The sequence below is a fragment of the Mesorhizobium sp. M7A.F.Ca.US.005.03.2.1 genome (assembly GCF_003997795.1).
Taxonomy (GTDB): Bacteria; Pseudomonadota; Alphaproteobacteria; order Rhizobiales; family Rhizobiaceae; genus Mesorhizobium; species Mesorhizobium ciceri.
This window is the reverse complement of record NZ_RZRP01000345.1, coordinates 1-6,278: the sequence shown is the minus strand read 5'-3', so window position 1 is coordinate 6,278 and position 6,278 is coordinate 1. Positions and strand designations below refer to the sequence as shown.

Below are 6,278 nucleotides of genomic sequence, written 5' to 3'. Positions count from 1 at the left end.
GGGGAGTAGGGGAGTAGGGAAGTAGGGAAGTAGGGAAGTAGGGAAGTAGGGAAGTAGGGAAGTAGGGTTGAATGTTCTGTTGCGGTCCGCGCCAAATTCTACTGACTACTGACTAACCCATCCACCACAAGAACGGTCGCCATGAACGACGCCGCCAAGAGGTCACTGCCCGAAGAGGTCACCACCACGAGCGAAGTGGCGGCTGGGGCCATCCTCACCATCGATCTCGGTGCAATCCGTGAAAACTACCGCCGGCTGAAGACGCGGTTGGGCGATGTTGCCTGCGCTGGTGTGCTCAAGGCGGACGGCTACGGCCTTGGCGCCGGCCAGGTCGGGGCGGCACTGCTGCGCGAAGGCTGCGATATCTTCTTCGTTGCGCTTCTGGGCGAAGGCGTCGCCCTGCGCCGCTCGCTTGGGGCCGGCCCTGCCATTTTCGTGTTGAACGGCATTCCGCCCGGTGCCGAGCCGGACGCTGTGGCAGCAAACCTTTGCGCTGTTATCAACAGCCACGAGCAACTGGCAGCCTGGCGTGCTGCGGCCCGCCGCGCCGGCCGAAAACTGCCGGCCGCGGTCCAGGTTGACAGCGGCATGTCGCGGCTCGGCATGGCGCCTCGGGATGTGGATCGCGTTGCCGCCGATCCGCAGGCCTTCGACGGCATCGACATCAGGTTCGTGATGAGCCATCTGGCCTGCGCCGACGAGCCGGAGCATCCGGCCAATGAGAAGCAGCGGTCGGTGTTCGAGCGGCTGCGCGCAATGTTGCCGAAGGCGCCGGCGTCGCTGGCCAATTCCTCCGGCATCTTTCTTGGGCCGTCCTTTCACTACGATCTCGCCCGCCCCGGTGCCGCCCTCTACGGCATCAATCCGACGCCGCCAAAGTCCAATCCGATGCTGCCGGTGGTGCGGCTGCAGGCAAAGGTGGCACAGACGCGCAGCGTCGAAAAGGGCGCCGGCGTCGGCTATGGCCACAGCTATCATGCGCAAGGCCCGCTCAGGCTGGCGACGATTTCGTTCGGCTACGCTGATGGCTGGCAACGCCGCGCCGCGTCCGCCGCCTGGTTCGAGGGCGTGCGGCTACCTTTCGTCGGGCGGGTGTCGATGGATTCGATCATTCTCGACATTTCCGCCCTGCCGGGCGGCAGGCTGCGCGAGGGTGATCTGGTCGAACTGCTCGGTCCCTCGCAAAGCGTCGATGACGCCGCCGGCCATGCCGGCACCATCGGCTACGAGATCCTGACCAGCCTCGGCCCGCGCTTCCACCGGCGCTATGTCGGCGGTTGAGCGGTTTGGCCGCGCTTGACAAGCGGACGCCTGTCGGCAAGGCTCCATGCATGAGCAACCCAGCTTATATCAGAACCTTGTTCAGGGTCTGCCCGATCGCGGGATCGTAGCCCCGGCGCGGTCGCCTTTTGGCGTCCGTCCGAACCGGGGCATTTCTACCTGACATTATCATTCCCGAGCCAGACAGCTTCGCGGCTGCCGGTTTTTCATCAAGCCACCGTTTGCGCGGCGGCAGGCGCGCGTCTGTTCGATGCGCCAAGTCATGAGGTTTGCCATGCAACATGCAACAGGATTGCGTCCACCGAGTCGGCTTCTGGTCACCGATGCCGACCATCTCAGGCTGACGGGCCTGGCGCGGGCGTCGCTCGACCGCGTGCCCGAGACGGCCGAAGAATTGCTTTCGGAGATGGACCGTGCCGTTGTCACGGCAGCGGCTTCCATGCCGGCCAATGTCGTGCGGATGGGCTCGGCGGTGACAATCCGCAACGATGGCGGCAACATCCAGCGCGTCACGCTGGTCTATCCCGGCGAAGCAGACATCAGTGAAAACAGGATCTCGGTGCTGACGCCGATGGGGACGGCGCTCATCGGCGCGACCGCTGGGCAGACGGTGTGCTGGAGCAGCCGTGGCGGCCGGGAACTGTCGGCGACCATCGAAGTGGTCGATACGCCGGCCTGCGGGCGGGAGGGGGCCTGATCATGGAGACGGTGATGACAGGCGCGAATTTCCAGCTGACGACAAAGGACTTCGCCGTCCTCGAAATCATGTTGGAGCGTCGGCGGGCTTTCGCGGATCCGATTGTTCCAATGCTTGAAGACAAGCTTTCCAAGGCCGAGGTCGTCGCGATCGATTCGGTCGGATCCGATATCGTGACGCTGAACAGCAGGCTGGTATTCCGTGTCGATGCCGGCCCCGCCCAGACCCGGACCCTGGTGCAGAACGAGGTGCGCGGCCCGGTCGGCTCCAGCCTGTCGATCATGACAAGGCGGGGGCTTTGCATGCTCGGCATGGCCGAGGGCCAGACTGCATGGATCGAACAGGCCGACGGCAGGCGGGAGTCGGTCCTGATCGCGACCGTGCTCTACCAGCCGGAGGCCGCGCGGCGTGCCGTTAGGGAGAAATCCCAGGCCGAGGCGCGACGGCCGCATGGGCTCACCCTCGTCTACAGCGCCGCAGCCGATTGGCGGCCCCTTGGCGAAAGGGCCGGAATGCGGCAGACAGGGGACGACGACCCCGGTCCTGCGGCGGCGTGAACAGGCAACACTGCATGATCTCGAAAATCGGCATCGATTTTCGCCGGGGATCATGCGCAAATCGGAATGCGCCGCGTCCAGGCGTCCTCAAGGGCGTGCGACGCGGCAAGGAGTGAACGATGAAGATCATGGTGCTGGGCGGCGGCGTCATCGGAGTGACCACGGCGTACTTTCTCGCCGAGGCCGGCCACGAGGTGACGGTTCTCGACCGCCAGAAAGGCCCGGCGCTGGAAACCAGCTTCGCCAATGCCGGCGAAATTTCGCCCGGCTACGCCTCGCCCTGGGCCGGCCCCGGCATTCCGCTGAAGGCGATCAAATGGCTGCTGATGAAGCATGGCCCGCTGGTGGTGCGGCCGGCCTTCGATCCGCATATGTGGACATGGCTCATCAAGATGCTGCGCAACTGCACGGCCGAGCGCTATGCGATCAACAAGGCGCGCATGGTGCCGCTGGCCGAATACAGCCGCGATACGCTCAAGGCGCTGCGCGAAGCGACCGGCATCGCCTATGACGAGCGGACCCAGGGCACGCTGCAGCTGTTCCGGACGCAAAAGCAGCTTGACGGCACCGGCGGCGATGTCGAGGTGCTGAAGAAGTATGGCGTGCCTTACGAGATCCTCGACCAGGACGGTTGCATCGCGGCTGAGCCTGGCCTTGCCGGGGTGCGCGAAAAGTTCGTCGGCGGCCTCAGGCTGCCGCACGACGAGACCGGCGACTGCAAGATGTTCACCGACAGGCTGGCCGAACTCTGTGTGGCCCGTGGCGTCAAGTTCGAGTACGACGTGACGATCTGGCGCGTCATCCGCAGCCGCAACCGCATTGCCAATCTCAGCACCAGCAAGGGCTGGAAGACCGCCGACGCCTATGTGATGGCGCTGGGCAGTTATTCGGCGGGTTTCATGCGCCGGGTGAAGCGGCCGATCCCGGTCTATCCGGTCAAAGGCTATTCGATCACCGTGCCGATCAAGGACGCCGCCGCGGCACCGGTGTCGACGGTGATGGACGAGACCTACAAGGTGGCGATCACCCGGCTTGGCGACCGCATCCGGGTTGGCGGTACGGCCGAGATTTCCGGTTTCGACCTCAGGCTGCACGAATCGCGGCGGCGCACACTGGAACACTCGGTCGGCGATCTCTTTCCTGGCGCCGGCGCGATGCGGGACGCGACGTTCTGGTGCGGGCTGCGGCCGATGACGCCGGATGGCCCGCCGCTGATCGGCCGCACCGAGCTTTCCAATCTCTATCTCAACACCGGCCACGGCACGCTCGGCTGGACCATGGCTTGCGGCTCGGGCAAGGTGCTGGCCGACATCATCTCCAACCGGGTGCCTGACATCGACGTCCGCGACCTCGCGCAGGAGCGCTATCTGCGCTAGAGAGTCAGAACGCCTGCCGGACCCAGTCCTCGTCGAAAAGCAGCCGATACGCCCACGGGATCGTCACATTGGTGGCGACCGGATTGGAGTGGGCGACATAGTCGTCATAGATCGGCTTCATCCTGGTGTAGAAGGCCGGATCGAGCACCATCATGCCGTTCTCACTGTCGTGGAAGAAGCTGCGGTTGTTGAGGTTGACCGACGAGATGGCGACCAGCCTTTCGTCGATCATCATGATCTTGGAATGCAGCACCACGTCAGGCGCCTTGAATTCGCGGATGTTGATGCGGTCGCCATATTTCTCGACGAACAGCTTGTTGAGCGCGGTGAGGAACTTGCCGCCGATATCGCCCTTGAGATCGATGCGGCCGACAATGTCGATCCTGACGCCGCGCGCGAGCGCCCGGTCAACAGCCTGGGCAAGCTTGGGCGTCAGGTTGAGATAGGGGTTGACGATCTGGATATGGTGCTGGGCGGCGTCGACCAGCTCGACGAAATAATCCTCCAGCGCATGGCCATCCTCGTAGGGCACTGAAATGAAGTGCCGCGCCGTGCCTGAGGGGCGGCCGCCGGCGGACCGGACCGGAATGGAGAAGGGGCGCGCCAGATTGGTGTCGGCGTCGCGCAGCCACACTGTCGAAAGATGCGCGGCAAGGGTCTCGACCGTGGCCGGATCGGCGAACTCGACGTCGAAGTCGCTCCAGTTCGAATAGTAGTTCAGCGAGAATCCATCGGTCTTGCCGTATTGCTCAAGGTCGGGATAGCGCGACAGATCGATCGGCTGGTGGAACAGGAAGCCGTCATGGATGTTGCGGCCGCCGATGATGGCGCGCGACCGCCGTGGATCGTCGGCAAGCGTCGCCAGCATCTTGACGGGATGTACCTTGTGCAATTGTGAAATCTGCTCGTCGATCGGCGCGCCCCGATCCGCCCGCCAGCGATATTCCTGCAGCCCGACATTGGGGAATTCGGCCGCCAGCCGATGCAGCATGGTGTCGTCCTTGTCGCGCTCCAGCACGTCGGTGACCAGGATGCGCACCTTGGTGCCGAGGGCTGCATGATGACGGATCAGCCGTTCGATGATGCGGCCGGAGAAGTCGGCCTTGAACTCCAGGGATGACAGATAGATTAGCTTCAGTTTTGGGGCCCTGGAGAAGTCGAGCGGCAGCTCCGGGTCGCCCTTGTCGATGGCGCTGTCGGACAGCGGCGCTCCCATCAGCGCCTCGACCTTGGCGTTGAAGCCATCGCGCGATTTGCGCAGCAGGCGCGGCTTTCCGATCGGCAAGGCACAGGTCTGCGACAGCCAGCGGCTGGCATAGAAGGCGCGGCTGAGCGCATCGAGGCCTGTGGGGTCGGGCGTAGGGCAGCGCTCGTAGCGACTGTCGAAAGCGGCAAGCGCCGGATCGGCCCTCTCTTCGCGTCGGATGGTGAGCGGCGCGCCGGCCGGAGCAAGGCTGGAGCGGATTCTTGTCGCGCAGCGGTTCAGGCCGTCACTTGGAAACAGGCTGACCGTATCGTCCTCGCCGGACAGGCGAAAGCGAAATGCCGTGCCGGTGGCGATGGTGCGTGAAGCGCCGCCGGCACGGATCGCCAGCGTGCCGTCGCATGTGCCCCCGATGTCGGCCGGTTGCTTGCCGGCCTGGCGCAGCACGATCTCGACGCCGCGCGCTTGCAGGCCGGAGAAATCGAAGGTCTTGGGCGCCGAAGGCTGCGCCGCTGCATCGATGTAGAGCGTCTGTCGCGACACCCGCCAGCGTCCGTCAAAATGACCCTCGCCGCTGTTGGCGTCGGCCGGCGGCAGATGCGTTTCGGCGACCGGCCCGGCCAGTTTTTGCAGCGTCCGGTAGGTCGCCTGGAAATTGCTGTTGCGGATTTCATAGCGGTCGTGGCCGAAAAGGCCGGTGCCGTTGGCTCGGTCCATGGCGCCAAGCTGATGGCGGGCGAGCAGCGCCAGGAAGCGTTTTTCGTAGTCGCTGGTGCCGGCGTCGCCGAAAAACTGCGCGGCGGCGATCCGTGGCCCAGCTGTCTCCGCGGAGAGCGCGGGTCGCGCGCAAGCGCTTTGGCCTTGCAGGAGATCGCAGGCATTGCGGCCAGTGCCGGCACAGCCGGCAAGGACAGCCAGCCCGAACAGAACGACGGCGATGAATGCGCGACCCTTCACCCGGCCGCTCCGGTCTTCAGGGCGCTCAATTGCGCCGGATCGCGCGGCGGCATGAAGCCCTGCGGGAAGACCTTGCAGACGGGAATGGCGAAGGTGGCGATCAGCAGTTCGGCCTCGCCGCGCATCTTGCGCGGCGTTGCGTTGTCGTCACGGATCGCTTTCGCCGAGGCGACCAGGGCGCCGTCGCAGTCGCAATGGTTGTGGCG

The 6,278-nt window shown here is 64.9% G+C and carries 5 protein-coding genes and 1 pseudogene; 4 read left to right on the top strand and 2 right to left on the bottom strand.

The features are described 5' to 3' along the window. Nucleotides 1-141: 141 nt before the first annotated feature. The 4 genes from alr to EN991_RS19430 all read left to right on the top strand — a co-directional run bounded on the left by alr (nt 142) and on the right by EN991_RS19430 (nt 3,911). A complete protein-coding gene (gene alr, locus EN991_RS19445; protein WP_127369336.1) occupies nt 142-1,281 on the top strand; it encodes an alanine racemase in 1,140 nt (379 codons plus the stop codon). 274 nt (nt 1,282-1,555) lie between these two features. Beyond that, entirely contained in the window at nt 1,556-1,978 is a 423-nt protein-coding gene (rnk, locus tag EN991_RS19440; RefSeq protein WP_013529080.1) for a nucleoside diphosphate kinase regulator, read from the top strand. 2 nt (nt 1,979-1,980) lie between these two features. After that, nucleotides 1,981-2,535 (top strand): nucleoside-diphosphate kinase, encoded by a 555-nt coding sequence (locus EN991_RS19435; RefSeq protein ID WP_013529081.1) that lies wholly within the window; start codon nt 1,981-1,983, stop codon nt 2,533-2,535. 119 nt (nt 2,536-2,654) lie between these two features. Next, complete coding sequence (locus tag EN991_RS19430) at nt 2,655-3,911, top strand: D-amino acid dehydrogenase (protein WP_013529082.1); 1,257 nt, start codon at nt 2,655-2,657, stop codon at nt 3,909-3,911. A gap of 4 nt (nt 3,912-3,915) precedes the next feature. On the opposite strand, the gene EN991_RS19425 is transcribed toward EN991_RS19430, so the two are convergent. Continuing rightward, the gene (locus tag EN991_RS19425; RefSeq protein WP_127369335.1) at nt 3,916-6,072 is read right to left on the bottom strand and encodes a phosphatidylserine/phosphatidylglycerophosphate/cardiolipin synthase family protein; all 2,157 of its coding nucleotides are present in this window, start codon (nt 6,070-6,072) and stop codon (nt 3,916-3,918) included. Then, nucleotides 6,069-6,278, bottom strand: a pseudogene (locus EN991_RS19420) (hypothetical protein); the annotation flags it as partial. The gene EN991_RS19425 and the pseudogene EN991_RS19420, both read right to left, overlap by 4 nt.